This window comes from Burkholderia sp. lig30 (assembly GCF_000687455.2).
GTDB lineage: Bacteria > Pseudomonadota > Gammaproteobacteria > Burkholderiales > Burkholderiaceae > Burkholderia.
Map to the genome: position 1 here is coordinate 64,260 of NZ_JGVW01000022.1, position 24,534 is coordinate 88,793.

Genomic DNA, 24,534 nt, shown 5'->3' on the forward strand with positions numbered 1-24,534 from the left:
CATCCCCGGCCGCCGGACAAGCGTGACTTTCGATCCACTCCCGTGTGCGTGCGAGCCGTCGCGGCGCGCCGCCTAAAGCCTAGTCCGAACCACACCATGCACGAAAGATACGTACCCGCCGACGTCGAAGCCGCCGCCCAGCGCGACTGGCGCGCAGCCGATGCTTACAAGACGAAGGAAGACACGCAAAAGCCGAAGTTCTACTGCGTGTCGATGCTGCCGTACCCGTCCGGCAAGCTGCATATGGGGCACGTACGCAACTACACGATCAACGACGTGATGTACCGCTATCTGCGGATGAACGGCTACAACACGCTGATGCCGATGGGCTGGGATGCGTTCGGGATGCCGGCGGAGAACGCGGCGATGGCCAATGGCGTGCCGCCCGCGAAGTGGACCTACGACAACATCGACTACATGAAGGGCCAGATGCAGTCGATGGGCCTCGCGATCGACTGGTCGCGCGAGATCGCGACCTGCAAGCCGGACTACTACAAGTGGAACCAGTGGCTGTTCCTGAAGATGCTGGAAAAGGGCATCGCGTACAAGAAGACCGGCACCGTGAACTGGGACCCGATCGACCAGACCGTGCTCGCGAACGAGCAGGTGATCGACGGTCGTGGCTGGCGCTCGGGCGCGCTCGTCGAGAAGCGCGAGATTCCGATGTACTACCTGCGCATCACGCAGTACGCCGACGAGCTGCTGAACGATCTGGACGGCCTCGGCTGGCCGGAGCGCGTGAAGATCATGCAGCAGAACTGGATCGGCAAGAGCTTCGGCGTGAATTTCGGCTTCCCGTATGAACTCGACGGCGAGCAGACGCTGCTGCGCGTGTTCACCACGCGTGCCGACACGATCATGGGCGTCACGTTCTGCGCGATCGCGGCCGAGCACCCGCTCGCGACCCGTCTCGCGAAGGACAAGCCCGAGCTGCTGGCGTTCATCGACGAATGCAAGCGCGGCGGCGTCGCCGAGGCCGACATGGCGACGATGGAGAAGAAGGGCGTGCCGACCGGTTTCACGGTCACGCATCCGCTGACGAACGAGCCGGTCGAGGTGTGGATCGGCAACTACGTGCTGATGAGCTACGGCGAAGGCGCGGTGATGGGCGTTCCCGCGCATGACGAACGCGACTTCGCGTTCGCGAAGAAATACGACCTGCCGATCAAGCAGGTGATCGCGGCCGAAGGCGAGACGTATTCGACCGACGCATGGCAGGAGTGGTACGGCGACAAGGACGCCGCCGCGTGCGTGAACAGCGGCAAGTACGACGGCCTGCGCTACGGCGAGGCGGTCGACGCGATCGCGGCCGACCTCAAGGCGGGCGGCTTCGGCGACAAGCAGGTGACGTGGCGCCTGCGCGACTGGGGCGTTTCGCGCCAGCGCTACTGGGGCACGCCGATCCCGATCATCCACTGCCCGTCGTGCGGCGACGTGCCGGTGCCGGAGCAGGACCTGCCGGTCGTGCTGCCGGAAGACCTCGTGCCGGACGGCTCGGGCAACCCGCTCGCGAAGTCCGACGCGTTCATGAACTGCACGTGCCCGAAGTGCGGCGCCGCCGCGAAGCGCGAAACCGACACGATGGACACCTTCGTGGATTCATCGTGGTACTTCTCGCGCTACACGGCGCCCGATGCGGACACGATGGTCGACGCGCGCACCGACTACTGGATGCCGATGGACCAGTACATCGGCGGCATCGAACACGCGATCCTGCACCTGCTGTATTCGCGCTTCTGGACCAAGGTGATGCGCGACCTCGGCCTCGTGAAGTTCGGCGAGCCGGCGAAGAACCTGCTGACGCAGGGCATGGTGCTGAACGAGACCTTCTACCGTGAGGAGGCGTCCGGCAAGAAGACCTGGTACAACCCGGCGGACGTGACCGTCGCGTTCGACGAAAAGGGCCGCCCGGTCGGCGCGACGCTGAATGCCGACGGCCAGCCGGTCGTGCTCGGCGGCATCGAGAAGATGTCGAAGTCGAAGAACAACGGCGTCGATCCGCAGGTGCTGATCGACCAGTACGGCGCGGACACCGCGCGCCTGTTCACGATGTTCGCCGCGCCGCCGGAGCAGCAGCTCGAATGGTCGGGCGCGGGCGTCGAGGGCGCGAGCCGCTTCCTGCGCCGCGTGTGGAGCTTCGGCGCCGCGAACCGCGAAGCGCTCGCGGAGCGCGCGGCGTTCGACGCGGCCAGGCTCGGCGACGCCGACAAGGCGCTGCGCCGCGAGATCTACAGCGTGCTGAAGCAGGCCGATTTCGACTACCAGCGCCTGCAGTACAACACGGTCGTGTCGGCCACGATGAAGATGCTCAACGCGATCGACGGCGCGAAGGGCGCGACGCCCGCCGTGCTGCGCGAAGCGTACGGCGTGCTGCTGCGCGTGCTGTACCCGGTCGTGCCGCACATCACGTTCGAGCTGTGGAAGGCGCTCGGCTACGTGGACGCATTCGGCCCGCTGCTCGACGCGCCGTGGCCGAAGGTCGACGAAGCGGCGCTCGAGCAGGCCGAGATCGAGCTCGTGCTGCAGATCAACGGCAAGGTGCGCGGCGCGCTGAAGGTGGCGAAGGACGCGAGCCGCGACGCAATCGAGGCCGCAGCCGTGGCCGACGAGATGTTCGCGAAGTTCGGCGAAGGCCGGCCGGCGAAGAAGATCGTCGTCGTGCCGGGCCGCCTCGTGAACATCGTCGTCTGACGGCCGCGCGGCCGATACTCAAGGAGCAAAGGTGATCCGCAGATCGTTCTTGATGATGCTCGGCAGCGCGGTCGCGCTGTCGGCATGCGGTTTCCAGTTGCGGGGCCAGCAGAATTACGCGTTCAAGCACCTGCTGATCGTGGGCGCGGCGGCGCCCGTGCAGGCACGCCTCGCACGGATGATCGAAGGCGGCAGCGACACGAAGATCGTCAAGCGGGCTGACGACGCGGACGCGGTTTTGAGCGTATCGGAAACGCTCGGCCAGACTACGCTGACGCTCAACCAGTACGGCACCGTGCAGGAATATGCGCTCAACTATTCGGTGAGCTACACGCTGAGGGCTCAGGACGGCACGGTCCTGATCCCGCCGAGCGTGATCGCGCTGAACCGCGCGATGACCTACAGCGACCAGTACACGAACGCGAAGTCGCAGGAATCCGAGATTCTGTATGCGGACATGCGGAGCGACGCGGTCGACCAGCTGATGCGGCGTCTCGCGATCGTGCATTCGCTGAATCCGGCGCCGCAGGACGTGGTGCCGGGCGTGTCGCCGCGCGCGCCGCTGCCGCCGCCGCCGCTGTGATCGCCGGCGCACGACACGATGCAATTGCGACTTGACGCGCTGGAGGCGCACCTCGCGAAGGGGCTCGCCGGGCTGTATACCGTGTACGGCGACGAGCCGCTGCTCGCGCAGGAGGCATGCGACCGCATTCGCGCGGCCGCGCGCGCGGCCGGCTTCACCGAGCGCTCGGTGCATACGGTCGAGCGCGGCTTCGACTGGAGCGTGCTGCTCGGCGCGAGCCAGGCGATGTCGCTGTTCGGCGAGCGTCAGCTGATCGAGCTGCGGATCCCGTCGGGCAAGCCCGGCAAGGACGGCGCCGACGCGCTGAAGACGCTCGCGGGCGCTGCCAATCCCGACGCGCTGATGCTCGTCACGCTGCCGCGTCTCGACGCGGCAACGCAGAAATCCGCATGGTTTACCGCGCTTGCGAATGGCGGCGTCGCGCTCAAGATCGATCCGGTCGACCGCGTGCAGCTGCCGAACTGGATCGGCCAGCGGCTCGCAATGCAGGGGCAGCGCGTCGCGCCCGGCGACGATGGGCGGCGCGCGCTGCAGTTCATCGCCGAGCGCGTCGAAGGCAACCTGCTGGCCGCGCATCAGGAAATCCAGAAGCTCGGGCTGCTGTACCCGCAGGGGCCGCTGTTGTTCGAGCAGGTGCATGACGCGGTGCTGAACGTCGCGCGCTACGACGTCTTCAAGCTCAACGAGGCGATGCTCGCCGGCGATGCGGCCCGTCTGTCGCGGATGATCGACGGCCTGAAAGGCGAGGGCGAGGCGATCGTGCTCGTGCTGTGGGCGGTCGTCGAGGAATTGCGCACGCTGCTGCGGATCAAGCGCGGCGTGGCGGCGGGCAAGCCGCTCGCGGCATTGCTGCGCGAGAATCGCGTCTGGGGGCCGCGCGAGCGGCTGATCGGGCCGGCGCTGTCGCGGGTGTCCGAGCCGCTGCTCGAGAAGGCGCTGGCGTTTGCCGCGCGCCTCGACCGGCAGGTCAAGGGGCTGTCGGCCGTCGCGACGCCGGTGCGGCGTGCGCAGGACGAGCCGCCGCCCGATCCGTGGGACGGCCTGTTCCAGCTCGCGATGACCGTCGCGGGCGCGCCGGGCGTGCGACCGCCGGCCGCGGGACGCCCGCCGCGCCAGGCCTGAGCGCGCCGTTCGCTTCCCGCTTACAATGCTTCGATAGCGTGATGCGGCCGCGCCTGCCGCCGCATCACGCGTTTCCCAACGATTTCACGCCGCCTCAAGCGGCTTGCTTTTCGAGTCACACGATGGATATCGATCAGTACATGACGGACCTGGGCCGCCGTGCCCGGCATGCATCCCGCGCGATGGCGCGTGCCAGCACCGCGGCGAAGAACGCGGCGCTCGACGCGGTCGCCCGCGCGATCGAGCGCGACGCGCAGGTGCTGAAGGCCGCGAACGCGCGCGACGTCGAGCGTGCGCGCGACAAGGGCATGGACGCGGCATTCATCGATCGCCTCACGCTGTCCGACAAGGCGCTGAAGACGATGATCGAAGGGCTGCGCCAGGTTGCGTCGCTGGCCGATCCGATCGGCGAGATCGGCAATCTCAAGTACCGCCCGAGCGGTATCCAGGTCGGCCAGATGCGCGTGCCGCTCGGCGTGATCGGCATCATCTACGAATCCCGTCCGAACGTGACGATCGACGCGGCGGCGCTGTGCCTGAAGTCCGGCAACGCGACGATCCTGCGCGGCGGCTCCGAGGCGCTCGAATCGAACACCGCGCTCGCGAAGCTGATCGGCGAAGGGCTTGCCGCGGCGGGCCTGCCGCAGGACGCGGTGCAGGTCGTCGAGACCGCCGACCGCGCCGCGGTCGGCAAGCTGATCACGATGACCGATTACGTCGACGTGATCGTGCCGCGCGGCGGCAAGAGCCTGATCGAGCGCCTGATCGCCGAGGCGCGCGTGCCGATGATCAAGCACCTGGACGGCATCTGCCACGTGTACGTCGACGATCGCGCGGATCTCGCAAAGGCGCTCACCGTCTGCGACAACGCGAAGACGCATCGTTACGGCACCTGCAACACGATGGAGACGCTGCTCGTCGCGGGCGGCATCGCGAATGCGGTGCTGCCGCCGCTCGGCCGGCTGTATCGCGACAAGGGCGTCGAGTTGCGCGTCGACGCCGCCGCGCGCGCGGTGCTGGCCGACGCCGGCGTCGGCCCGCTCGTCGACGCGACGGAAGAAGACTGGCGCACCGAATACCTCGCACCGGTGCTGGCGATCAAGATCGTCGACGGCATCGACGCGGCGATCGAGCACATCAACCATTACGGCTCGCATCACACCGACGCGATCGTCACCGAAGATCACGACCGCGCGATGCGCTTCCTGCGCGAAGTCGATTCGGCGAGCGTGATGGTCAATGCGTCGACGCGCTTTGCCGACGGTTTCGAATACGGCCTCGGCGCGGAGATCGGCATCTCGAACGACAAGCTCCACGCGCGCGGCCCGGTGGGCCTCGAAGGATTGACGTCGCTGAAGTACGTCGTGCTCGGGCACGGCGAAGGGCGTCAGTAACGCGAGGCGCGCAACCGATGGTAATGCTCTGGGTCAAGACTTTCCACATCGTGCTGATCGCGTCGTGGTTCGCCGGGCTGTTCTACCTGCCCCGCATCTACGTGAACCTCGCGATGGAAACCGAGCCGGCGGCGGTGCGCCGGCTGCTCGTGATGGCGCGCAAGCTGTTTCGCTTCATGACGATCATCGCCGTGCCGGCGCTCGCGTGCGGCATGTGGCTGTGGCTCGCGGTCGGCGTCGGCCAGGGGCAGGGCTGGGTGCATGCGAAAGTGAGCGTCGTGCTGCTGCTGATCGTCTATCACGCGTATTGCGGCCACCTGCTCAAGGTGTTCGAGCGTGGCGAGAACCGCCGCTCCGACAAGTGGTATCGCGTGTTCAACGAGCTGCCGGTGCTCGGCATGCTCGCAGCGGTCGCGCTCGCGGTGATCAAGCCGTTCTGAGGAGTAAGCGCGCCTCGTCCCCACGCCGCAACGGCGCCCCGCGCGGGCGCCGTTCGTCGTTTACGCCTTCACTTCTTTCGCGTTCGCGTCGATCCGGCGGCGCGTGATCGCCTCCTTCGCGCGACCGACTCGCTCCATCAGCGCCGGGCCGCGCGACAGCGCGACGCCGACCGCGAGAATGTCGCCGATCGCGAGGTGCGACATCCGCGAAGTCATCGGCGAGAACACGTCGGTTTCCTCGGCGACGTTCGACGCGAGGCTCACCGTCGCGAGCTTCGCGAGCGGCGAATGGCTGTGCGTGATCGCGACGACCTTCGCGCCGCACGCGAGCGCGGCGCGTGCCGCGTCGACGATGTCGCGGGTGCGGCCGGTGTTGGAGATCGCGACGACGACGTCGCGCGGGCCGAGCAGCGCGGCCGACATCGAGAACGTGTGCGGATCGGCGTACGCGACGCTCGGCACGCCGAGCCGGAAGAACTTGTGCTGGATGTCCTGCGCGGCGATGCCCGAGCCGCCCGCGCCGTAGAACTCGATCCGCGACGCCTGCGACAGCAGCCCGATCGCGTCGGCGACGCTGCCCGCCGACAGACTGTTGCGGACCTCGATCAGCGCGCCGATGGTGCGGTCGAACACCTTGCCGATGATGCCGGACGCGGGTTCGTCGGGCTCGACGTCGCGGTAGACCGACGACACGCCGGGTGCGACGCTTTGCGCGAGCCGGATCTTGAACTCGCGAAAGCCGCTGCAGCCGAGCGCCTGGCAAAAGCGCGCGATCGTCGGCTGGCTGACGCCGGCGCGCGTCGACAGCTCGGTCATCGCGAGGTCGAGGACTTCGCGTGGCGCGGCGAGGATGTAGTCGGCGAGCTTGCGCTCGGACGGGCGCAACTCGGGGCGGATCGCTTCGATGCGGGGCAGCATGGCGGCGGCAAACGGGAATCGGGTTCGGACGCGTGAGTGTATCGCAATCGAATTGTAGAAAATCTACATGATTTTTCTTGCTTTGATTGGGTGTCGTTGCGCGGCGTGCCGGGATTTGACCTAGGGTTAATACCAGTACTATCTAGAAAGTGCCGTAAAAAATGCTGCAGGCGCGCATCTTCGTGCGTTGCGTGCGTGTAGTTTTTCTACTAGACTGGCGCCGTTCGGTCGACCCCCGCGGCTGAATCCACGATTCCAACGTGCCGATGTCGCACGGCCAATCAGGAGCGCCCAGCATGTCCTCGCTGCATCCCACCCTGGCGAAAGTCACCGCTCGCGTGATCGCGCGCAGCCAGTCGACCCGTTCCGCGTACCTCCAGCGCATCGACCACGCGCAGGGCCGCTTCCCGGCGCGCGGCGCGCTGTCGTGCGCGAATCTCGCACACGGCTTCGCGGGCCTCGAAGGCAACGACAAGCTCGCGATCAAGGCGATCCGCCAGCCGAACATCGGCATCGTGTCCGCATACAACGAGATGCTGTCCGCGCACGCGCCGTACAAGGATTTCCCGGACATCATCAAGGCCGCCGCGCGCGGGCACGGCGGCGTCGCGCAGTTCGCGGGCGGCGTGCCGGCGATGTGCGACGGCATCACGCAGGGCAACGCGGGGATGGAGCTGTCGCTGTTCTCGCGCGAGGTGATCGCGATGAGCACCGCGGTCGCGCTCACGCACAACATGTTCGACGCGGCGCTCTGTCTCGGCATCTGCGACAAGATCGTCCCCGGCCTGCTGATCGGCGCGCTGCAGTTCGGCCACCTGCCGACGATCTTCGTGCCGGCCGGCCCGATGACGAGCGGCCTGTCGAACGACGACAAGGCGAAGATCCGCCAGCAGTTCGCGACCGGCCAGGTCGGCCGCGACGCGCTGCTCGAGGCCGAGTCGGCCGCGTATCACGGCCACGGCACCTGCACGTTCTACGGCACCGCGAACAGCAACCAGATGCTGATGGAGCTGATGGGCCTGCACCTGCCCGGCTCGGCGTTCGTCCATCCGCACACGCCGCTGCGCGACGCGCTGACGGCCGAGGCCGCGCGGCGCGTGCTCGACCTCACCGTCGAGCGCGGCAACTACACGCCGATCGGCCATGTGATCGACGAGAAGGCGATCGTCAACGGCATCGTCGCGCTGCTCGCGACGGGCGGCTCGACGAACCACACGCTGCACCTCGTCGCGATCGCGCGCGCGGCCGGCATCCTGATCGACTGGGACGATTTCGACGAACTGTCCGCCGCGGTGCCGTTGCTCGCGAAGATCTATCCGAACGGCAAGGCGGACGTGAACCATTTCCATGCGGCGGGCGGCATCGCGTTCCTGGTACGCAACCTGCTCGAGGGCGGGCTGCTGCACGAGGACGTGACGACCGTCGCCGGTCGCGGCCTGTCGCACTACACGAAGGAGCCGAAGCTGATCGACGGCAAGCTGACGTGGGTCGACGGCGCCGCCGAAAGCCACGACGCGAACGTGCTGCGCGGCATCCGCGAGCCATTCCAGCCGGACGGCGGCCTGCGCCTGATGCAGGGCCGGCTCGGCCGCGGCGTGATCAAGATTTCGGCGGTTGCGCCCGAGCATCGCACGGTGAAGGCGGGTGCGATCGTGTTCGATTCGCAGGAAGCGGTGCAGGAAGCGTTCGACCGCGGCGAGCTGAAGCGCGACTTCGTCGCGGTGGTGCGCTTCCAGGGCGCGCGCGCGAACGGCATGCCCGAGCTGCATCGCCTGACGCCGCTGCTCGGCGTGCTGCAGGATCAGGGCTTTCACGTTGCGCTGGTGACGGACGGCCGCATGTCGGGTGCGTCGGGCAAGGTGCCGGCCGTGATCCACGTGTCGCCGGAGGCGCTGCTGAGCGGGCCGCTCGGCAAGATCCGCACCGGCGACACGATCGTGATCGACGCGCAGGCGGGCGTGCTCGACGTCGAGATCGACGACGCGCAGTGGCAGGCGCGCGAGGTCGCGCTGCCGCTCCATCAGGCCGACAACGAAGCGGGTTTCGGCCGCGAGCTGTTCGGCGTGTTCCGTGCGGCGGCGGCACCGGCGGAGCAGGGCGCATCCGTTTTCGGCGCGCTGGCCGGCGAAGCCGCTCGTGCAACCGTATAACCAGTAAGCAGTAAGGAGTAAGGAGTCTTATCGATGAAGACGATTGGCGAAATCGTGAAGCTCGGCCCGGTGATTCCGGTGCTCGCATTCGACTCGGCCGAGCAGGGCGAGCACGTGTCGCGCGCGCTGCACGCGGGCGGCGTGAAAGTGCTCGAAATCACGTTGCGCACCGGCGCGGGCCTCGCGGCGATCGAACGCGCGAGCGGGCTCGCGGACGACATCGTCGTCGGCGTCGGCACGATCACGAAGCCCGAGCACTGCGCGCAGGCGAAGAAGGCGGGCGCGCAATTCGGCGTGTCGCCCGGCCTGACCAAAGACCTGCACCTTGCCGCGCAGGACGCGGGCCTGCCGCTGCTGCCCGGCGTGATGACGCCGAGCGACATCATCCAGGCGCTTGAGTTCGGCTACGAGATCGTCAAGTTCTTCCCGGCCCAGCAGGCGGGCGGCGTGCCGATGCTGCAGGCATTCCACGGCCCGTTCCCGAACCTGCGCTTCTGCCCGACGGGCGGCATCACGGCCGAGACCGCGCCGAATTTCCTGAAGCTGCCGAACGTCGTGTGCGTCGGCGGCTCCTGGCTGACGCCGAAGGCCGTGCTCGCCGCCGGGGACTGGGCCGAAGTCACGCGCCTCGCGCAAGCGGCGAGCCAACTGCCGCGCTGAACATGGCGGCGCGCCATGCCGGCGCGCCCCTTTTTGCATACGCTTAGTACTTGTTTCCTAAGGGTTTTTGCTTATGGAACCGGTTCTATCGCTTGGCGGTAAAGATAAGTAGAATTTAGCGTTCTCGCAGCGGCGGCATGCCGCTGTTTCGGAGACCTGCACACTCGGGCATGCTGTCGTCAATCCGCCCGTCTCGAATAATCCCAAGGAGGAGTGCCACATGGAGGCCGTCCAGGGCAGCATGCTGCTCATCTATACCGTGATCGCGATCGTCGCGCTGATCGTGATGATCGCGCGCTTCAAGATTTATCCGTTTCTGGTCCTGATCATCGTGTCGCTCGGTCTCGGCCTCGTGGTCGGCATGCCGATGGACAAGATCGTCAAGTCGTTCGAGACGGGTAACGGCAACACGCTCGGCCATATCGCGATCGTCGTCGGCCTCGGCACGATGCTCGGCAAGATGATGGCCGAGTCGGGCGGCGCGGAGCGCATCGCGACGACGCTGATCGACTGGTTCGGCGAGAAGAACATTCACTGGGCGATGATGTTCGTCGCGATCATCGTCGGCCTGCCGGTGTTCTTCGAAGTCGGCTTCGTGCTGCTGATCCCGATCGCGTTCAACGTCGCGAAGCGCACCGGCAAGTCGCTCCTCGTCGTCGGCCTGCCGATGGTGGCGGGCCTGTCGGTCGTGCACGGCCTGATCCCGCCGCACCCGGCCGCGCTGCTCGCGGTGCAGCAGTATGGCGCCGACATCGGCAAGACGATCGCGTTCGGCCTGATCGTCGGCGTGCCGACCGCGATCATCGCGGGCCCGCTGTTCGCGCTCGTGATCTCCCGCTACGTGAAGCTGCCGGAAAACAACCCGCTCGCCGCGCAATTCGTCGAGTCGCACACGGAAGGCGCGAAGCGTGCGCTGCCGGGCTTCGGCATCACGCTGTTCACGATCCTGCTGCCGGTGGCGCTGATGCTGGTCGGCAGCTGGGCCGACCTGATCTTCGCGCCGAAGACGCTGGCGAACAACCTGCTGCGTTTCGCAGGCAACTCGGACGTCGCGCTGCTGATCGCCGTGCTGGTGAGCTTCTTCACGTTCGGCAAGCTGCAAGGCTTCAATCGCGACCAGATCCAGAAGTTCTGCGGCGAATGCCTGGCGCCGATCGCGGGGATTACGCTGATCGTCGGCGCGGGCGGCGGCTTCGGCGGTATCCTGCGTGACAGCGGCATCTCGCAGCAGATCGTGCATACGGCCACGCATGCGCATCTGTCCCCGCTGCTGCTCGGCTGGTTCGTCGCGGCGCTGATCCGCCTCGCGACGGGCTCGGCGACGGTCGCGATGACGACGGCATGCGGCATCGTCGCACCGATCGCGGCGGCGTCGGGCGCGGCGGTCAAGCCGGAGCTGCTGGTGCTCGCGACGGGGTCGGGTTCGCTGATCTTCTCGCACGTCAACGACGGCGGCTTCTGGCTGATCAAGGAATATTTCGGGATGACGGTCGGTCAGACGTTCAAGACGTGGACGTTGCTCGAAACGATCATCTCGCTGCTCGGCCTGACGTTTACGTTGCTGCTGAGCGTGGTTCTGTAACAAGGGGTAGTCAATGATTCTGATCGCAATGGGCGTGTCGGGCGCGGGCAAGTCGCGGATCGGCGAGATGCTGGCGGAGCGCCTGTCGTGCACCTATACCGACGGCGATGCGTTTCACAGCGCCGCCAACAAGGACAAGATGCATCGCGGCATTCCGCTGACCGACGAAGATCGCTGGCCGTGGCTGAATGCGATCCGCGCGGCCATCGAGGAGAAGCGGCGCGCGGGCGAGACGGCGGTGTTTACGTGCTCGTCGCTCAAGCGCGCGTACCGCGACGTCCTGCGCGGCAACGACACCGACGTGCGATTCGTGTACCTGAAGGGTTCGTTCGAGGTGCTGCACGAACGCCTGAAGACCCGCACCGGCCATTTCTTCGATCCGTCGCTGCTGCAGAGCCAGCTCGACACGCTCGAGGCGCCGGGCCCGGACGAGGCGATCGAAGTCAGCATCGAATTGACGCCGGAGCAGATCGTCGATCGGGTGGTGCAGACGATCGGCGCCGCGCCGCGGCGCTGAGCGCGGCTTGCCGCCATCGACCGGCCAGGGGCGCCCGATCGGGCGCCCTTGTTCATTGTTGCGCCGGCGGGCGGGCTGCGCGGCCTGGTGCGCGATGCCGTCGAGCAGGATGTCCAGCATCGTGTCGTGGACGGCCGCCGGATCGAGCTGCCCGTAGAGCGGCGCCGCGGCTCGCACGAGCGGATGCCCGGCCTCGGACAGCGCCTCCATCTCGGCCAGCTCGACCTCGTTCGCCGGCCGTGTCAGCCCGCCGACTTCCGCGGCCGCGAGGCCGATCACGCTCGCGTACCAGCCGACGCACACGCACGGCAGCATGGTGCGCGCGATGCCGGCGTCGAGCAGCGCGCGATGCACGGTCTCGACGTGCTCGAGATCGGCCGGCCCGGTGCTGACGTAGCGTTGCAGCAGGCCGAACGCATTCGGATGCGCGAGCGCGAGCATGCGGTACTGGCGCGCCAGTTCGCGCAGGCGCGTGGGCCACGGCAGGGTTTCGTCGACCCGCGTCAGCGAACGCGACAGCGCGTTCGCCATCGCGCGGCTCAAGCCTTCCTTCGACTTGAAGTGGTAGAGGACGCTCATCGGATCGCAGCCGATCGTCTGCGCGAGCTTGCGCACGCTGAACGCGGTTTCGCCGACCTCTTCGAGCAGCGCGAGCGCCGCCGCAACGATGGTGTCTTTCGCGAGGCCGCGCGGGCCCTGGGCCGGTTTTTCCTTCATGTATGGCACTCGGTCGGGCGCACCGCCTGGCGGCGCCCGGGTATGTAAGCTTGACGAAAGCGTATTCTACACTGTAGAATTATTTCTGCGGTGTAGAAATTGGGTGTCCCGGCCATTTGTCTTCGTGCGTCAGCACATGCCGGGAACCAGGCGGGCCGAACGCGTCCGCCGACAACACGGGCCATCGCGCCCCTCTCTCGTTGAACACCCAAGTGGAACCGGCTGCCCCACCCGCGATGCCGTGTCGGCAAATCGACAGGCGGCCCAAGACCATGCGAGTGCAAACATGACTTTGACCCAACCCCGGATTCAGGACGCGTCCCGCTTCGAACAAACGCAACTGAACATCGAGAAAGACAACTGGAATTGGTGCGATCCGTCCCGCTATGACGGCGAGCGTCCGGCGAACTACTACGAGGCATCGCTGACGCCGTGGCAGAACAGCGCGCCGCTCGCCCGCGACGCGGCATGCGACGTGCTCGTGATCGGCGGCGGCCTGCTCGGCGCATCGGCGGCGCTGCATCTCGCGGAGGCGGGCGTCGACACGATCCTCGTCGACAAGCACCACATCGGCTCCGCGGCGTCGGGCCGCAACGGCGGCCAGCTCACGCCGGGCCTCGCGCGCTGGGAAGCGGCGGACATGATCGAGCACCTGTCGCACGACGACGCGAAGCGTCTGTGGCGTTTCGCGTCGGCCGAGTCGATGGACCTGATCGACGCGATCGGCGCGCGCTATGCGCTGGATCTCGACCGCAAGCGCGGCCACATCACCGCGACGGTTCACCCCGGCCATACGAGCGCGCTGCTCGATGGCGCGGATGCGCGCCGCAGCCTCGGCGACCCGAGCGTGACGCTCGTCGGCAAGCATCAACTGCAGGAATACGTACGATCGGGCCTGTATCACGGCGCCGCGATCGATGCGATGGGCGGCCAGATCCATCCGCTCGCGCTGGTGCGCGGCCTCGTCCATGGCTTCCGGATGAACGGCGGCGAACTGTACGAGGGCACCGAAGTGCTCGAGATCGAGGAAACGCCGCATGGCGTGGTCGCGACGACGCCGGGCGGCACGATCACGGCCCGCAAGGGTGTCGTGCTCGCGCTGCACAACGCGACCTTCAGGCTGCTCGACGACGGCGGCGCGACGACCGTGCCGTTCTTCACCTACGTGAGCGTGACCGCGCCGCTGACGGAGGACGTCGCGACGCTGATGCCGGCCGGCATGCCGGTCTACGACACGCAGTTCCAGATCGACTACTACCGTCCGGTGCGCGGCAACCGCCTGCTGTTCGGCGGGCAGGGCACCGGCACCTGCTGGGCGCGGCCCGACGTCAACGCGTATCTGCTCGACCGCCTGAACACGGTGTTCCCGAAGTACGGCCAGTTCGCGCTGGATTACTGCTGGAGCGGCGTCAGCGACTTCACGCTGAACGGCGCGACCGACAGCCGCAAGACCGAGGGCAACGTGCCGGTGTACATGGTGCAGGGCTGGAGCGGCCACGGCGTTGCGCAGACGGTGCGGATCGGCAAGGCGATCTGCGACGATTTCATCGGGCGCAACGACGATTTCTCGATGCTGACCGGCATCGACCATCGCGAGATTCCGCTCGGCCGCCAGCTGTCGCCGATCGCGATTCCGGCCGCGAAGGCGGCGATGAGCGTGATGAGCGCGATCAATCCGGGCAAGATGATCTCGTTCTGACGATCGACCGGTGCGAGAGCGCCGGCCCAAACGACAACGCCCGATGCGGAGGTCCGCATCGGGCGTTCTGCATTGCGCGGCAGACCGGCATTCGGCCGGCCGCCGCGCGAGGCGCCGCGGGCCGCGTTACGCGATCCGCTTCGCCAGTTCGACGGCCTTGCCGATGTACGACGCCGGCGTCATCGCGAGCAGGCGGTCCTTCGCGTCCTGCGGGATCGCGAGCGTGCCGATGAACTGCTGCAGCGCGTCGCGCGTGATGCCCTTGCCGCGCGTCAGTTCCTTCAGCTGTTCGTACGGGTTCTCGATGCCGTAGCGGCGCATCACCGTCTGGACCGGCTCGGCGAGCACTTCCCAGCAGTTGTCGAGATCGTCGTGCAGGCGCTGCGGATTCACTTCGAGCTTGTCGAGGCCGCGGATCAGCGCGTCGTACGCAAGCAGCGAATAGCCGAGCGCGACGCCCATGTTGCGCAGCACCGTCGAGTCGGTGAGGTCGCGCTGCCAGCGCGACACCGGCAGCTTGTCGGCGAGGTGGCGCAGCGTCGCGTTCGCGAGGCCGAGGTTGCCTTCCGAGTTTTCGAAGTCGATCGGGTTGACCTTGTGCGGCATCGTCGACGAGCCGATTTCGCCGGCCTTCGTCCGCTGCTTGAAGTAGCCGACCGAGATGTAGCCCCAGACGTCGCGGTCGAGGTCGAGCAGGATCGTGTTCGCGCGCGCGACCGCGTCGAACAGCTCGGCCATGTAGTCGTGCGGCTCGATCTGGATCGTGTACGGGTTGAAGGTGAGCTTCAGGCGGTTCTCGATCACGTCGCGCGAGAACGCTTCCCAGTCGAATTCCGGATACGCGGACAGGTGCGCGTTGAAGTTGCCGACCGCGCCGTTCATCTTGCCGAGGATCTCGACCTTCTCGATGCGCGCGATCGCGCGGGCGAGGCGGGCGGCGACGTTCGCGAGTTCCTTGCCGAGCGTCGTCGGGCTGGCCGGCTGGCCATGCGTGCGCGACAGCATCGGCTGCTCGGCGAGCGCGTGCGACAGCGAGACGAGGCGCTGGTGAACGGTGCGCAGCGCGGGCAGGACCACGTGCTCGCGCGCGCCGGCGAGCATCATGCCGTGCGACGTGTTGTTGATGTCTTCCGACGTGCACGCGAAGTGGATGAACTCGCTTGCCTTCTCGAGCTCGGCCTGGCCCTTCACCGACTCCTTCAGCCAGTATTCGACGGCCTTCACGTCGTGGTTCGTGACGCGTTCGATTTCCTTGATGCGCGCGGCGTCATGCGCGGTGAAGCGCTCGACGAGCTGCAGCAGGAACTGCTCGGCGGCGTCGGAGAAGCGCGGCACTTCGGCGAAGCCGGCGCGCGACAGCGCGATCAGCCAGTGCACCTCGACGGTGACGCGGTGGCGCATGAAGGCGGCTTCGGAGAGCCAGTCGCGCAGGGCCTCGGTCTTGCTGGCGTAGCGGCCGTCGAGCGGCGAGAGCGCGGTGAGGGCGAAAAGCGTATCGGGACGAGTGTCGGACATGATCGGGCGGGCCTTGGGGCCGGGTCGAGCGTGAAAGGGGAGAACCCGGGATTTTACCATCGGCGCGCGGCGGCCCCCCGGCACGCGCGTTTCGGGAGCGGGCGAGCGCCGGGCGGATGCCGCCGGCACGGCGCGCGGCGCCGAAGCGCGGCCTGCGTGCGGCCTATGCACGACCTATGCACGGCCGTGCGGCGCAACGCGCGGCGCGTGCGCGCCGGTAAAATGCGGGCTTCTACCCGACCGGCGCTCGCCGCGCCATGCCCGCATGGAACTGAAATGGCTCGAAGACTTCGTCTCGCTCGCGGAGACGCGCAGCTTTAGCCGGTCCGCCGAATTGCGGCACGTGTCGCAGCCGGCGTTCTCGCGGCGCATCCAGGCGCTCGAGGCGTGGCTCGCGACCGAACTGATCGATCGTTCCGTGTATCCGACCCGGCTCACCCAGGCGGGGCAGATCTTCTACGAGCAGGCGCTCGCGATGCTGTCGCAGGCGCACGAGGCGCGCACGCTGCTGCGGGGCCATGTCGGCGCGCCGGTGCCGACCATCGAGTTCGCGGTGCCGCACACGCTGTCGCTCACCTATTTCCCCCGCTGGCTGCAGCGGATCGAGGCCAAGATGGGGCGGGTGCATACGCGGCTGCGCGCGCTGAACGTGCACGACGCGGTGCTGTCGCTCGTCGAGGGCGGCTGCGACCTCGTGATGGGCTATCACCATCCGAGCCACCCGGTCGCGCTCGATCCGGCCCGTTACGACATGCTGACGCTCGGCACCGAGCCGATCAGCCCGTTCTCCGTTCCCGCGCGCGCGGGACGGCCGCGCTACACGCTGCCGGGCACGGCCGACGCCCGCGTCCCGTACCTGTCGTATACGCCGAACGCGTATCTCGGCCGCATGACCGAGGTGATCATCGCGAATGCGCCGATGCCGCTGTTCCTCGACAAGGTGTACGAGACCGACATGGCCGAAGGCCTGAAGGCGATGGCGCTGGCGGGGCACGGCATCGCGTTCCTGCCGCACAGCGCGGCCGAGGACGCGGTCGCGGGCGGCCGCCTGATCCGGCTCGACCGCGTGGCACGCGGCGGCGTGCATCCGTTCACGCTGACGATGGACATCCGGCTGTACTGCGACAAGGTCGCGTTGCAGGGCAAGGAGCCGCGACAACAGCTGGTGCGCACGCTGTGGGACGCGGTGCGCGACGAGCTGCGCGACGCGGGCTAGCGGCTGCGATCGGAGCAAACCGGCGCCCGCGCGATTTTCCGGCGCACAATGCCCGGCCGATTGCGGTCGTTGCCGAGCGGATTCCACGGTTTTTCGTGCAGAAGCCCGATCATGCACGAAACGCATAATCGAATAAGCAAACGGCATTGGATTTAAAAAACGGCTTTTTCGACAATGTGCGCATTCGTTGACCGTTGGAGAATTCATGTCTTCGCAAATGCAGTCCCCGTCCGTCCAGTCGATCCCTTCGTACCTGCACGCTGACGATCTCGGCCCTTGGGGCAACTACCTTCAGCAAGTCGATCGCGTCGCGCCGTACCTCGGCTCGCTGTCGCGCTGGCTCGAAACGCTGAAGCGTCCGAAGCGCATCCTGATCGTCGATGTGCCGATCGAACTCGACAACGGCACCGTCGCGCACTTCGAAGGCTATCGCGTGCAGCACAACGTGTCGCGCGGCCCGGGCAAGGGCGGCGTGCGCTACCACCAGGACGTCACGCTGTCGGAAGTGATGGCGCTGTCCGCGTGGATGTCGGTGAAGAACGCGGCGGTGAACGTGCCGTACGGCGGCGCGAAGGGCGGTATCCGTGTCGACCCGCGCAAGCTGTCGCGTGGTGAGCTCGAGCGCATGACGCGCCGCTACACCAGCGAAATCGGCATCATCATCGGGCCGAACACCGACATTCCGGCGCCGGACGTCAACACCAACGAACAGGTGATGGCGTGGATGATGGACACGTACTCGATGAACCAGGGCCAGACGTCGACCGGCGTCGTGACCGGCAAGCCGATCGCGCTCGGCGGTTCGCTGGGCCGCAAGGAAGCGACGGGCCGCGGCGTGTTCGTCGTCGGCTGCGAGGCGGCGAAGAAGAAGGGCCTGGAGATCCAGGGCGCGCGCATCGCGGTGCAGGGCTTCGGCAACGTCGGCGGCATCGCGGCGAAGCTGTTCCAGGAGGCGGGCGCGAAGGTGATCGCGGTGCAGGATCACACCGGCACGATCTACAAGCCGTCAGGCTTCGACGCGTCGAAGCTGCTCGACCACGTCGCGCAGACGGGCGGCGTGGCCGGCTTCGCGGGCAGCGAGCCGATGCCGAACGACGAATTCTGGACGGTCGAGACCGACATCCTGATTCCGGCCGCGCTGGAAAACCAGATCACCGAGAAGAACGCGTCGAAGATTCGTACGAAGATCATCGTCGAAGGCGCGAACGGCCCGACGACGACCGCGGCGGACGACATCCTGAGCGAGAACGGCGTGCTCGTGATCCCGGACGTGATCGCGAACGCGGGCGGCGTGACCGTGTCGTACTTCGAGTGGGTGCAGGACTTCTCGAGCTTCTTCTGGACGGAAGACGAGATCAACCACCGTCTCGAGCGCGTGATGCGCGAAGCGTTCTCCGGCGTGTGGGCGGTCGCGGAAGAGCACAAGGTGTCGGTGCGTACCGCCGCGTTCATCGTTGCGTGCAAGCGCATCCTGATGGCGCGCGAAATGCGCGGTCTGTATCCCTGATCGGGCGCCATGATCGAACCATGACGCAATCCATCCGGTTGCGTGCATGAGCCTCGCGGGCGGCGCCGGAAACGGTGCCGCCCGCGCGCGCATTCGGGCGTGCGAAGCCGGGAGGACGGCTCCGCATGCGGCGGCCCGTGATGCGGTAAACAACTATTTCTTTCAGAAATATCGCCTCCTACACTGGTGTGGGTTTCGCCAAGGAGACGAACAACATGAAATTCCACCAAGCAGTCCTGACGGCAGCGGCGCTGTGCGCATTCGCAGGCGGCGTGCACGCGCAGGAAACCGGCACGCTGAAGAAAATCAAGGACGCCGGGATGATCTCGCTGGGCCACCGCGAATCGTCGATCCCGTTTTCCTACTATGACGAAAAGCAGCAGGTCGTCGGCTATTCCCGCGATTTTCAGATGAAAGTCGTCGACGCGGTGAAGAAGAAGCTCAACCTGCCGAATCTTCAGGTGCGTAACATCCCCATCACCTCGCAGAACCGCATCCCGCTCGTGCAGAACGGCACGGTCGACATCGAGTGCGGCTCGACGACCAACAATCTCGACCGCCAGAAGCAGGCGGCATTCTCGAACACGATCTTCGTGATCGGCACGCGCCTGATGACGAAGAAGGATTCCGGCATCAAGGATTTCGCGGACCTGAAGGGCAAGACCGTCGTGACGACGGCGGGCACGACGTCCGAGCGCCTGCTGCGCGCGATGAACAACGAGAAGCAGATGGGCATGACCGTCATCAGCGCGAAGGACCACGGCGAAGCGTTCCAGACGCTGGAGACGGGTCGTGCGGTCGCGTTCATGATGGACGATGCGCTGCTCGCGGGCGAGCGCGCGAAAGCGAAGCAGCCGGGCGAATGGGTGATCGTCGGCAAGCCGCAGTCGGAGGAAGCGTACGGCTGCATGATGCGCAAGGACGATCCGGCGTTCAAGAAGCTCGTGGACGATGCGATCGCGCAGGTCGAGAAGTCCGGCGAGGCCGCGAAGATCTACGCGAAGTGGTTCGAGAACCCGATTCCGCCGAAGGGCCTGAACCTGGCTTTCCCGCTGTCCGACGAGATGAAGAAGCTCTACGCGAACCCGAACGACAAGGCGCTCGACTGACCCGGGCGTCCGTTGATGCAGCGATGACGCTAACAGAACGGAAGAGGCCTCGCTTCTTCCGTTTCTTTTTGCTGGAGTCTTGTCCATGTCATACCACTGGAACTGGGGCATCCTGCTGAGCCCCGTGTCGACCGGCGAGCCGACCACCTATCTCGGCTGGCTGATGTCCGGCTTCCGGGTGACGATCGAGGTGTCGCTCGTCGCCTGGGTGATCGCGCTGATCGTCGGTTCGCTGTTCGGCGTGCTGCGCACCGTGCCGAACCGATGGCTTTCGGCGATCGGCACGATCTACGTGTCGGTGTTCCGGAACATCCCGCTGATCGTGCAGTTCTTCGTCTGGTATCTGGTCGTGCCGGAGTTGCTGCCGCCGTCGATCGGCACCTGGATCAAGCAGCTGCCGCCGGGCACGCAGTTCTTCACCGCGTCGATCGTCTGTCTCGGCCTGTTCACCGGCGCGCGCGTGTGCGAGCAGGTGCGCTCGGGCATCAACGCGTTGCCGAAGGGCCAGCGCGCCGCGGGCCTCGCGATGGGTTTCACGCAGTGGCAGACGTATCGCTACGTGCTGCTGCCGGTCGCGTACCGGATCATCGTGCCGCCGCTGACGTCGGAATTCCTCAACATCTTCAAGAACTCGGCGGTCGCGTCGACGATCGGCCTGCTCGACCTGTCCGCGCAGGCGCGCCAGCTCGTCGACTACACCGCGCAGACGTACGAGTCGTTCATCGCCGTCACGCTCGCGTACGTGATCATCAACCTCGTCGTGATGGCGTTCATGCGCTGGGTCGAAAGCAGGTCCCGGCTGCCCGGCTACATCGGAGGCAAGTGATGCATCAGTTCGACTGGAGTAGTATCCCCGGCGCGCTGCCGGCGCTCTGGACCGGCGCGATCATCACGCTGCAGATCACGGCGCTCGCGATCGTCGTCGGGATCGTCTGGGGCACGCTGCTCGCGCTGATGCGGCTGTCCGGCGTCAAGCCGCTGCAATGGTTCGCGCTGGTCTACGTGACGGTGTTCCGCTCGATCCCGCTCGTGATGGTGCTGCTGTGGTTCTTCCTGATCGTGCCGCAAGTGCTGCAGGGCGTGCTCGGGCTGTCGCCGTCGATCGACATCCGGCTCGCGTCGGCGATGGTCGCGTTCTCGCTGTTCGAAGCCGCGTATTATTCGGAGATCATCCGCGCCGGCATCCAGGCGGTGTCGCGCGGACAGGTGAACGCCGCGTTCGCGCTCGGCATGAACTACGCGCAGGCGATGCGCCTCGTGATCCTGCCGCAGGCGTTTCGTGCGATGGTGCCGTTGCTGCTCACGCAGGCGATCGTGCTGTTCCAGGATACATCGCTCGTCTACGTGATCAGCCTCGCGGATTTCTTCCGCACGGCCGCCAACATCGGCGACCGCGACGGCACGAGCGTCGAGATGATCCTGTTCGCGGGCGCGTGTTATTTCGCGATTTGCACGATCGCATCGAGCCTCGTCAAAGGTCTCCAGAAAAAGGTCACAAGATGATTTCCATCAAGAACGTTTCGAAGTGGTACGGCCAGTTTCAGGTTCTCGCCGACTGCACGACCGAAGTGAAGAAGGGCGAGGTGGTCGTCGTGTGCGGCCCGTCGGGCTCGGGCAAGTCGACGCTGATCAAGACGGTCAACGGCCTCGAGCCGTTCCAGCAGGGCGAGATCCTCGTCAACGGCCAGTCGGTCGGCGACCGGAAGACCAATCTGTCGAAGCTGCGCTCGAAGGTCGGGATGGTGTTCCAGCACTTCGAGCTGTTCCCGCACCTGTCGATCACCGAGAACCTGACGCTCGCACAGATCAAGGTGCTCGGCCGCAGCAAGGACGAGGCGACCGAGAAAGGGATGAAGCTGCTCGATCGCGTGGGCCTCAAGGCGCACGCGCACAAGTATCCGGGCCAGCTGTCGGGCGGCCAGCAGCAGCGTGTCGCGATTGCGCGGGCGCTGTCGATGGACCCGATCGCGATGCTGTTCGACGAGCCGACCTCGGCGCTCGACCCCGAGATGATCAACGAGGTGCTCGACGTGATGGTCGAGCTCGCGCAGGAAGGGATGACGATGATGTGCGTGACGCACGAGATGGGCTTCGCGAAGAAGGTCGCCCATCGCGTGATCTTCATGGACAAGGGCGCGATCGTCGAGGACGACCCCAAGGAGGACTTCTTCGCGAACCCGAAGTCGGAGCGCGCGAAGGATTTCCTCGCGAAGATCCTGCACTGAACCGGCCGCAAGCGCGCGGCGCTGCCGCGCGTCGGCGCGAGCCGCGCCGCAGGGCCTTCGGCTGCCCGGCTCGACAGGGGCGGAGCCGCCCGCTCAGAAGTCGAACGCGTCCTCGCTGACGTCCGCCTCGACGGCCGGCAAGGGCCGCGCCGGCGCGGACGCGGATGCGTCGAGCGCCGGGTTGCGCAGCTTCTCGAGCACCGCGGGCGGTACCGGAATCTGCATGCGCGCGGCGACGTCGCCGCACTGGAACATGATCAGCTCGCCCGGCTCGAACGCGGTCCACACCTCGTTGTCGGTGAGCGGCTGCGTCGCGATCACGGCGACGCGATCCTCCGGCGTCGTGTACTTCGCGAAATCGATCGACAGGTCTTCGTCGATCAGGTGCGCGGTGGAAAACGGCCAGCGGCGCACGAGATAGTGCAGGCGGGTCGAGCAGTGCGCGAACAGCGCCTGGCCGTTCGACATCAGGAAATTGAACACGCCATGCTCGGTGATGCCGCGGGTCAGCTCGCCGACGCGCTCGAACAGCTCGGGCAGCGGCGGCTGTGCGCCGGGGAACGCCTCGCGCAGCCCCTGCATCAGCACGCAGAACGCCTGTTCGCTGTCGGTCGTGCCGACCGGCTGGTAGACGCTCTCTTCCATGTCCGGCGCGTAATCCTGCAGGTCGCCGTTATGCGCGAAGATCCAGTGCCGCCCCCACAGCTCCCGCATGAACGGGTGGCTGTTCTCGAGCAGGATGTGGCCCTGTGTCGCCTTGCGGATGTGCGCGATCGTGTTCTTCGACTTGATCGGGTAGCGCTTGACCATCTCGGCGATCGGCGACGTGGCGGATGCCTGGTGATCGATGAACAGGCGGCAGGCCTTGTCCTCGAAGAACGCGATGCCCCAGCCGTCGGCATGGTGATCGGTGATCCCGCCCCGGGCCGCGAAGCCGGTGAACGAGAACGTGACGTCCGTCGGCGTGGCGCAGTTCATTCCGAAGAGTTGGCACATTTTGCTGGGGCGGCTGGCTGAGGCGGGGTAACGAATCGGGCGAACCCGGTACAATGAGCGCTTCTAGCATATCACCGAGCCCAGAGCGGCAAAAAGCGGAATCCGCCGGCCGGCGGCCCCGTGTTGCGGTTTGCCGTCAGTCGGCGCCGCGCCGGCGCTTCCCGGCTCATCGCCCGCGCCATCCGGCGCTTCGCTTTGCCCCGCGCTCCTCACGACGCCTCCTATGACTGCCTCGAACGCTTCCCCCCTGACGACGCTGACGCTCGCCCGCCCCGACGACTGGCACCTGCACGTGCGCGACGGCGCGATGCTGGCCGGCGTGCTGCCGCATACCGCGCGCCAGTTCGGCCGCGCGATCATCATGCCGAACCTGAAGCCGCCCGTGACGACCACCGCGCAGGCGCAGGCCTACCGCGAGCGGATTCTCGCCGCGGTGCCCGCCGGCATGACGTTCGAGCCGCTGATGACGCTCTACCTGACCGACAACACGCCGCCCGACGAGATCCGCCGCGCGCGCGAAAGCGGCTTCGTGCATGGCGTGAAGCTGTACCCGGCGGGCGCGACGACCAATTCGGACGCCGGCGTCACCGATCTCGCGAAATGCGCGAAGACGCTCGAGACGATGCAGGAAACCGGCATGCCGCTGCTCGTGCACGGCGAGGCGACCGATCCGTCGATCGACCTGTTCGACCGCGAGAAGGTCTTCATCGACCGCGTGATGACGCCGCTGCGCCGCGATTTCCCGGGCCTCAAGGTGGTGTTCGAGCACATCACGACGAAGGACGCGGCCGACTACGTGCGCGACGCCGATGCAGCGCCGGGCCTGATCGGAGCGACGATCACCGCGCATCACCTGCTGTACAACCGCAACGCGATCTTCGTCGGCGGCATCCGCCCGCATTACTACTGCCTGCCGGTGCTCAAGCGCGAGACGCATCGCGTCGCGCTCGTCGAAGCGGCGACGTCGGGCAATCCGCGCTTCTTCCTCGGCACCGACAGCGCGCCGCACGCGCGCAACGCGAAGGAAGCGGCATGCGGCTGCGCGGGCTGCTACACGGCGCTGCACGCGCTCGAGCTGTATGCGGAGGCGTTCGACAAGGCTGACGCGCTCGACAAGCTCGAAGGGTTCGCGAGCTTCTACGGCGCGGACTTCTACGGCCTGCCGCGCAGCACCGAGACGGTGACGCTGCGCCGCGAGTCGTGGGAGCTGCCGCTCGAGATCCTCGCGGGCGACACGCCGGTCGTGCCGCTGCGTGCAGGCGAGCCGATCGGCTGGAAGCTCGCGTGAGTGTCGCGCCGTCGCGCACGGCCGGGCATCCGGCCGATGCCGCGGCGGCGTTGGTGCGGATCGACTGGCGCGCGCCGCGACTTCGCGCCGCTGCCGGTGCTGGGCGTGCCGGGCTGGTGCGCGGACAATGCCGATCCGGCGTTTTACGACGATCCCGCGGTGTTCCGGCGCGGGCGTCGCACGTCGCGGCTGTCAGGGACCGCGC

General features: G+C 66.9%; 20 protein-coding genes and 2 pseudogenes. 18 read left to right on the plus strand and 4 right to left on the minus strand.

Going from position 1 to position 24,534, the window contains the following annotated elements:
* Window positions 1-96 precede the first annotated feature (96 nt).
* The 5 genes from leuS (at window position 97) to LIG30_RS01740 (ending at window position 6,230) form a co-directional block, all read left to right on the plus strand.
* Window positions 97-2,691: a leucine--tRNA ligase gene (gene leuS / locus LIG30_RS01720; RefSeq protein ID WP_038709120.1), complete on the plus strand. Its 2,595-nt coding sequence runs from the start codon at window positions 97-99 to the stop codon at window positions 2,689-2,691.
* Window positions 2,692-2,722: 31 nt separating this feature from the next.
* Window positions 2,723-3,274 carry an LPS-assembly lipoprotein LptE gene (locus LIG30_RS01725; RefSeq protein WP_038709122.1) on the plus strand — a complete coding sequence of 184 codons (552 nt, stop codon included), beginning with the start codon at window positions 2,723-2,725 and terminating at the stop codon, window positions 3,272-3,274.
* Window positions 3,275-3,292: 18 nt separating this feature from the next.
* Window positions 3,293-4,396 (plus strand): DNA polymerase III subunit delta, encoded by a 1,104-nt coding sequence (gene holA / locus LIG30_RS01730; RefSeq protein ID WP_038709124.1) that lies wholly within the window; start codon window positions 3,293-3,295, stop codon window positions 4,394-4,396.
* A gap of 122 nt (window positions 4,397-4,518) precedes the next feature.
* Window positions 4,519-5,790, plus strand: a complete 1,272-nt coding sequence (locus LIG30_RS01735; protein WP_038709204.1) for a glutamate-5-semialdehyde dehydrogenase — start codon at window positions 4,519-4,521, stop codon at window positions 5,788-5,790.
* Window positions 5,791-5,807: 17 nt separating this feature from the next.
* Window positions 5,808-6,230 carry a CopD family protein gene (locus tag LIG30_RS01740; RefSeq protein ID WP_083493848.1) on the plus strand — a complete coding sequence of 141 codons (423 nt, stop codon included), beginning with the start codon at window positions 5,808-5,810 and terminating at the stop codon, window positions 6,228-6,230.
* Window positions 6,231-6,290: 60 nt separating this feature from the next.
* Here the strand turns inward: LIG30_RS01740 and LIG30_RS01745 are convergent, their stop codons facing one another.
* Window positions 6,291-7,148 carry a MurR/RpiR family transcriptional regulator gene (locus tag LIG30_RS01745; RefSeq protein ID WP_038709128.1) on the minus strand — a complete coding sequence of 286 codons (858 nt, stop codon included), beginning with the start codon at window positions 7,146-7,148 and terminating at the stop codon, window positions 6,291-6,293.
* Between the two features lie 296 nt (window positions 7,149-7,444).
* Between LIG30_RS01745 and edd the strand changes: the two genes are divergently transcribed.
* The 4 genes from edd to LIG30_RS01765 all read left to right on the plus strand — a co-directional run bounded on the left by edd (window position 7,445) and on the right by LIG30_RS01765 (window position 12,057).
* Complete coding sequence (edd, locus tag LIG30_RS01750; protein WP_038709130.1) at window positions 7,445-9,298, plus strand: phosphogluconate dehydratase; 1,854 nt, start codon at window positions 7,445-7,447, stop codon at window positions 9,296-9,298.
* A gap of 33 nt (window positions 9,299-9,331) precedes the next feature.
* A complete protein-coding gene (eda, locus tag LIG30_RS01755) occupies window positions 9,332-9,958 on the plus strand; it encodes a bifunctional 4-hydroxy-2-oxoglutarate aldolase/2-dehydro-3-deoxy-phosphogluconate aldolase (RefSeq protein ID WP_038709132.1) in 627 nt (208 codons plus the stop codon).
* A 220-nt stretch (window positions 9,959-10,178) separates the two neighbouring features.
* Window positions 10,179-11,540: a GntT/GntP/DsdX family permease gene (locus tag LIG30_RS01760; protein ID WP_038709134.1), complete on the plus strand. Its 1,362-nt coding sequence runs from the start codon at window positions 10,179-10,181 to the stop codon at window positions 11,538-11,540.
* Between the two features lie 13 nt (window positions 11,541-11,553).
* The gene (locus LIG30_RS01765) at window positions 11,554-12,057 is read left to right on the plus strand and encodes a gluconokinase (protein WP_038709136.1); all 504 of its coding nucleotides are present in this window, start codon (window positions 11,554-11,556) and stop codon (window positions 12,055-12,057) included.
* 81 nt (window positions 12,058-12,138) lie between these two features.
* Here LIG30_RS01765 and LIG30_RS24815 read toward each other — a convergent pair.
* A pseudogene (locus LIG30_RS24815) lies at window positions 12,139-12,774 on the minus strand (TetR/AcrR family transcriptional regulator); the annotation flags it as partial.
* 286 nt (window positions 12,775-13,060) lie between these two features.
* Between LIG30_RS24815 and LIG30_RS01775 the strand changes: the two are divergent.
* Entirely contained in the window at window positions 13,061-14,473 is a 1,413-nt protein-coding gene (locus LIG30_RS01775; protein ID WP_038709140.1) for an NAD(P)/FAD-dependent oxidoreductase, read from the plus strand.
* A 126-nt stretch (window positions 14,474-14,599) separates the two neighbouring features.
* On the opposite strand, the gene purB is transcribed toward LIG30_RS01775, so the two are convergent.
* Window positions 14,600-15,988: an adenylosuccinate lyase gene (gene purB / locus LIG30_RS01780; RefSeq protein ID WP_038709142.1), complete on the minus strand. Its 1,389-nt coding sequence runs from the start codon at window positions 15,986-15,988 to the stop codon at window positions 14,600-14,602.
* Between the two features lie 265 nt (window positions 15,989-16,253).
* Between purB and LIG30_RS01785 the strand changes: the two genes are divergently transcribed.
* The 6 genes from LIG30_RS01785 to LIG30_RS01810 all read left to right on the plus strand — a co-directional run bounded on the left by LIG30_RS01785 (window position 16,254) and on the right by LIG30_RS01810 (window position 22,045).
* Window positions 16,254-17,204, plus strand: a complete 951-nt coding sequence (locus LIG30_RS01785; protein ID WP_038709145.1) for a LysR family transcriptional regulator — start codon at window positions 16,254-16,256, stop codon at window positions 17,202-17,204.
* Window positions 17,205-17,409: 205 nt separating this feature from the next.
* The gene (locus tag LIG30_RS01790; protein WP_038709147.1) at window positions 17,410-18,711 is read left to right on the plus strand and encodes a Glu/Leu/Phe/Val family dehydrogenase; all 1,302 of its coding nucleotides are present in this window, start codon (window positions 17,410-17,412) and stop codon (window positions 18,709-18,711) included.
* 215 nt (window positions 18,712-18,926) lie between these two features.
* Window positions 18,927-19,820 (plus strand): glutamate/aspartate ABC transporter substrate-binding protein, encoded by an 894-nt coding sequence (locus LIG30_RS01795; protein ID WP_038709205.1) that lies wholly within the window; start codon window positions 18,927-18,929, stop codon window positions 19,818-19,820.
* An 85-nt stretch (window positions 19,821-19,905) separates the two neighbouring features.
* Window positions 19,906-20,646 carry an amino acid ABC transporter permease gene (locus LIG30_RS01800; RefSeq protein WP_038709148.1) on the plus strand — a complete coding sequence of 247 codons (741 nt, stop codon included), beginning with the start codon at window positions 19,906-19,908 and terminating at the stop codon, window positions 20,644-20,646.
* Window positions 20,646-21,323, plus strand: a complete 678-nt coding sequence (gene gltK / locus LIG30_RS01805) for a glutamate/aspartate ABC transporter permease GltK (protein WP_038709150.1) — start codon at window positions 20,646-20,648, stop codon at window positions 21,321-21,323. The genes LIG30_RS01800 and gltK overlap by 1 nt, the downstream gene beginning before the upstream one ends.
* Window positions 21,320-22,045 (plus strand): amino acid ABC transporter ATP-binding protein, encoded by a 726-nt coding sequence (locus tag LIG30_RS01810; protein ID WP_038709151.1) that lies wholly within the window; start codon window positions 21,320-21,322, stop codon window positions 22,043-22,045. The genes gltK and LIG30_RS01810 overlap by 4 nt, the downstream gene beginning before the upstream one ends.
* Window positions 22,046-22,138: 93 nt before the next feature.
* On the opposite strand, the gene LIG30_RS01815 is transcribed toward LIG30_RS01810, so the two are convergent.
* Complete coding sequence (locus LIG30_RS01815) at window positions 22,139-23,041, minus strand: class II glutamine amidotransferase (protein WP_038709152.1); 903 nt, start codon at window positions 23,039-23,041, stop codon at window positions 22,139-22,141.
* 223 nt (window positions 23,042-23,264) lie between these two features.
* On the opposite strand from LIG30_RS01815, the gene pyrC reads away from it, so the two are divergent.
* Window positions 23,265-24,329, plus strand: a complete 1,065-nt coding sequence (gene pyrC / locus LIG30_RS01820; RefSeq protein ID WP_038709154.1) for a dihydroorotase — start codon at window positions 23,265-23,267, stop codon at window positions 24,327-24,329.
* A 69-nt stretch (window positions 24,330-24,398) separates the two neighbouring features.
* Window positions 24,399-24,509, plus strand: a pseudogene (locus LIG30_RS25875) (DUF3025 domain-containing protein); the annotation flags it as partial.
* Between the last annotated feature and the right edge of the window lie 25 nt (window positions 24,510-24,534).